The sequence below is a fragment of the Streptomyces sp. NPDC054840 genome (genome assembly GCF_053611065.1).
In genome coordinates, this window is the sequence record NZ_JBSGZP010000691.1 from 1 (window position 1) to 3,836 (window position 3,836).

At 71.1% G+C, this 3,836-nt stretch carries 4 protein-coding genes; all 4 read left to right on the forward strand.

Annotation, left to right across the window (positions count from 1 at the left end; genetic code table 11):
- Positions 1 to 14: 14 nt before the first annotated feature.
- The 4 genes from ACWGIU_RS32320 to ACWGIU_RS32335 all read left to right on the forward strand — a co-directional run bounded on the left by ACWGIU_RS32320 (position 15) and on the right by ACWGIU_RS32335 (position 3,790).
- A complete protein-coding gene (locus ACWGIU_RS32320; RefSeq protein ID WP_453711667.1) occupies positions 15 to 920 on the forward strand; it encodes a LysR family transcriptional regulator in 906 nt (301 codons plus the stop codon).
- A 79-nt stretch (positions 921 to 999) separates the two neighbouring features.
- The gene (locus ACWGIU_RS32325; RefSeq protein ID WP_453711664.1) at positions 1,000 to 1,548 is read left to right on the forward strand and encodes a cysteine dioxygenase; all 549 of its coding nucleotides are present in this window, start codon (positions 1,000 to 1,002) and stop codon (positions 1,546 to 1,548) included.
- The gene (locus ACWGIU_RS32330; protein ID WP_453711665.1) at positions 1,548 to 2,594 is read left to right on the forward strand and encodes a YeiH family protein; all 1,047 of its coding nucleotides are present in this window, start codon (positions 1,548 to 1,550) and stop codon (positions 2,592 to 2,594) included. The genes ACWGIU_RS32325 and ACWGIU_RS32330 overlap by 1 nt, the downstream gene beginning before the upstream one ends.
- A gap of 248 nt (positions 2,595 to 2,842) precedes the next feature.
- Positions 2,843 to 3,790: a trypsin-like serine peptidase gene (locus ACWGIU_RS32335; RefSeq protein ID WP_453711666.1), complete on the forward strand. Its 948-nt coding sequence runs from the start codon at positions 2,843 to 2,845 to the stop codon at positions 3,788 to 3,790.
- Positions 3,791 to 3,836: the final 46 nt, after the last annotated feature.

A 3,836-nucleotide genomic window follows, 5' to 3' on the forward strand; every position in this document is an offset into this window, starting at 1 on the left:
CTTATGCTTCGATGGTGTTCGATTCTCGGCACATACGGACCTTTCACGCGGTGGTCGCCTCCGGGTCGTACTCGGCCGCCGCCCGCGTGCTGGGGTACACCCAGCCCGCCATCACCCAGCAGATGAAGGCGCTCGAACGCGCCGTCGGAACCCCGCTGTTCACCCGCGTTGGCCGCAAGATGCAGCTCACCGAGGCCGGGGAGTCGCTCTCCCGGCACGCCGAGACCATCCTCGGCAACCTCTCCGCCGCCGAGGCCCAGCTGAGGGCGTACGCCCGGCTGCGCACCGGCCGGGTCAGGCTGTGCGGCTTCCCCAGCGCCAACGTCACTCTCGTCCCCGAGGCCCTGAGCAGCCTGGCCAAGGACCATCCGGGCATACAGGTGGAATTGCTGGAAGGCGAGCCTCCCGAGTCGCTGCGCCGGCTGGAGCGCGGGGAGTGCGACATCACCCTGGCCTTCACGTATCCCGGCCTGCACGAGGAGATCCCGGAGGAGGTCGCCGAGGTCAGGCTGCTGGAGGACCAGCTGACGGTGCTGCTCCCGACCGGGCATCCGCTGGCCCGCCGACGCGCCGTGCACTTGGCCGACCTCGCCGAGGAACGGTGGATCGCGGGCTGCCCGCGCTGCCGGGCGAACCTGCTGCACGAGTGCGCGGAGCTGGGGTTCGTGCCCGACATCCGGTTCGCCACGGACGACAACCTGGTCGTGCAGAGCCTGGTCGCACAAGGGCTGGGCGTGGCGATGATGCCCGCGCTGGTGCTGCCCTCACTCTCGCTGAGCCGGGTCTGCGGGCGGGCCCTCCAGCCCACCGCGCGCCGGCACATCGCCGCGTACGTCTACCGCGACCATCTGCGGATCCCGGCGACGGCCGTGGTGCTCGACGTGCTGAAGCAGGTGGCGGCGAACAGGGTCGGCTGCTGACCAATCCATAAGCAGCGCTTGGGTTTTCAGGTCATAACTGTCGTTGGACGTGATGGAACGTCGGCAGCACGCTGCCGATATGACCACCACCACGCCGGCCCGTACCACCACGAGGATGGCCGCCCTCGTCAGTGAGATCCGCACGGTCGTGGAGCGGGGGCTGGCTCCCGACCTCACCGCGTACCTGGTGGGTGAACGGCTCGCCCCGCACTTGGGCGCGCCCGACCTGCTGACCCCGGCACAGCGGGAAGGCGACCCCGAGCGCTACCGGCAGCACATCCTGCACGCCGAGTCCGACGGGAGCTTCTCCGTGGTGGCACTGGTGTGGCTGCCCGGGCAGGAGACCTGCATCCATGACCACGTGTCCTGGTGCGTGGCCGGGGTGCACCAGGGTGAGGAGAGCGAACGCCGCTTCCGGCTCGCGCCCGGCGCGGGTCCCGCCCGGCTGGTGGCCACCGAGGACGTCGTCAACGCCCAGGGTGACGTCTGTGGGTTCGCTCCGCCCGGTGACATCCACAAGGTGCGCAACTCCTGTACAGGCAAGGCGATATCGGTGCATGTCTACGGTGCCGACGTCTCCCGGCTGGGCACCAGCATCCGCCGTGTCTACACGCTCCCCGTCGACTGATGGCCCTCCTCCACCGCCCTCAGGGCACGGCGGTCCGGCCGGTTTCACGTGAAACACCCACTCCATGGCCCGGGTTGGCGATGGCGGTGGGCGGCGCGCTGACAGCCTGGTGCGTCCACCGCCTCGTGCCCGCCGTGCCGATGCTGACCGCGTCGGTGGTGCTGGGCATCGCAGTGGCGCACCTACCGGGCCTACGGACGTTCGTACGCGCGGCCGCCCGCCCGGGTCTCTCTCTGGCCGGCCGTCGGCTGATGCGGATGGGCATCGTCCTGCTGGGCCTCGGCCTGGGGCTGGACCAGGTGCTCGGGCTGGGCTGGGCGACGGTGGCCATGGTGGTCGGCGTGGTCGCGGCCACCTTCCTCGGCACCCTCTGGCTGGGCCGCCGGTTGGGACTTCCCGGAGATCAGCCGCTGTTGATCGCCACCGGGTACTCGATCTGCGGCGCCTCGGCGATCGGCGCGGTGAGCGAGGTGTCCGGGAGCGACGAGGAGGACGTGGCCGCCTCGGTGGCACTGGTCACCCTCTGCGGGACGCTCGCCATAGGGATACTCCCCTTGCTCCAGGGGCCGTTGGGGCTCTCCGATCCGGCCTTCGGGCGGTGGGTAGGCGCCGGGGTTCACGACGTCGGCCAGGTCGTGGCCACGGCGCAGACCGCGGGCCCCGCCGCCCTCGGCGAGGCGGTGCTGGTCAAGCTGATGCGGGTGGCGCTGCTCGCCCCGCTGGTGGCGGCCGTGGCGTTCTCGGTACGGGCCCGGCGCCGCGGGGTGCGCACCGCCTCGGGCCGCAGGCCCGCGCCGGTGCCGCTGTTCGTGCTCGGGTTCCTGGCCGCGGCCGCGCTGCGCGCCACCGGGGTACTGCCCGACGTAGCTCTGGAACTGGCGCACACCGCTCAGGAGGCTCTGCTGGCGGCGGCCCTGTTCGGCCTGGGGAGCGCGGTGCACCTGCCGACGCTGGCCCGGACCGGCGGGCGGGCCGCGGCACTGGGCCTCGGGGCGTGGGTGGTGGTGGCGGGGGTTTCGTACGCGGGCGTCATGCTCACCGTATGACGTCCCATGGCGTCCGATGCCTCCATATGGCGCTGCGACGGCGCGGAGTTGGCCATTTCCTGGCCGGAACCGACCGAACGTTCCGACTGCCCACTGACATTGAGCCGTGCCCGTGCCACTCTGCCCCCGTAATCCGCACGACGCACGACGCACGACGCACCGCGCACAGCCGATCCGCACCGACCGCTCTTCACCCCCACCCTGCCCGGCTTCGTCACCCGGCCCGGGCACGGCAGAAGGAGTCATGCGTGAATCGTCATCGCACGGCCTTGTCCGTCCTGCTCGCGGCCGGTGTCCTGGTCGCGGGCGCCCTGACGGCGGCCACCCCCTCGATCGCCGCGGACGCCCCCGCGTCCTTCCAGCAGCGGCACAGCCAAAGCTTCTGGACCGCCGAGCGGATGCGCGCAGCCGCCCCGCTCGACGTGACGGCGGTCCCCGGAGCGGCCCGTACCCCGGTCGCCACGTCGGCTGCCCCCACGACCATCGCCCCGACGGCGGCCGCGTCTCCCACGGCGTTCCCGCAGGCAGGGGGCGCCTGGACGACCGGCGGCGCCGTGGTGAAGACCTCGGGGCGCGTCTTCTTCACGATGGGAGACCGGACCGCATCCTGCTCCGGCGACTCGGTCACCAGCGCCAACGGGAGCACGGTCATCACGGCCGGCCACTGCGTGAAGTACCAGGGCGCCTGGCACACGAACTGGGTCTTCGTCCCCGCCTACAACAACGGCTCCGCTCCCTACGGGCAGTGGTCGGCCACCAAGACCTTCGCCACCGACCAGTGGGCCGCGAGCGAGGACATGAACATGGACGTCGGCCTCGCCGTCGTCGCCCCGCTGAACGGGCAGACCCTCAGCCAGGCCGTCGGGGCCCAGGGGATCGCCTTCAACGGCGGCTACAACAAGAAGATGTACTCCTTCGGCTTCCCCGCGGCGGCTCCGTACGACGGCACCAAGCTGGTCTACTGCAGCGGCAACAGCGGCAAGGACTTCCTGCTGACCAAGGACCACAGCCTGGGCTGCAACATGACCGGCGGCTCCAGCGGCGGCCCTTGGTTCCAGGACTTCAACGAGGCCACGGGCCTGGGCACCCAGGTCTCGGTGAACAGTTTCGGTTACACCTTCCTGCCGAACCGGATGTACGGCCCGTACTTCGGCAACGAGGCGAAGGCGGCCTACGACAAGGCCCAGACCTCCTGACCCCTTGAGCCGCTCCCGCCACCCCCACCTGGCCGGTACTCTGTAC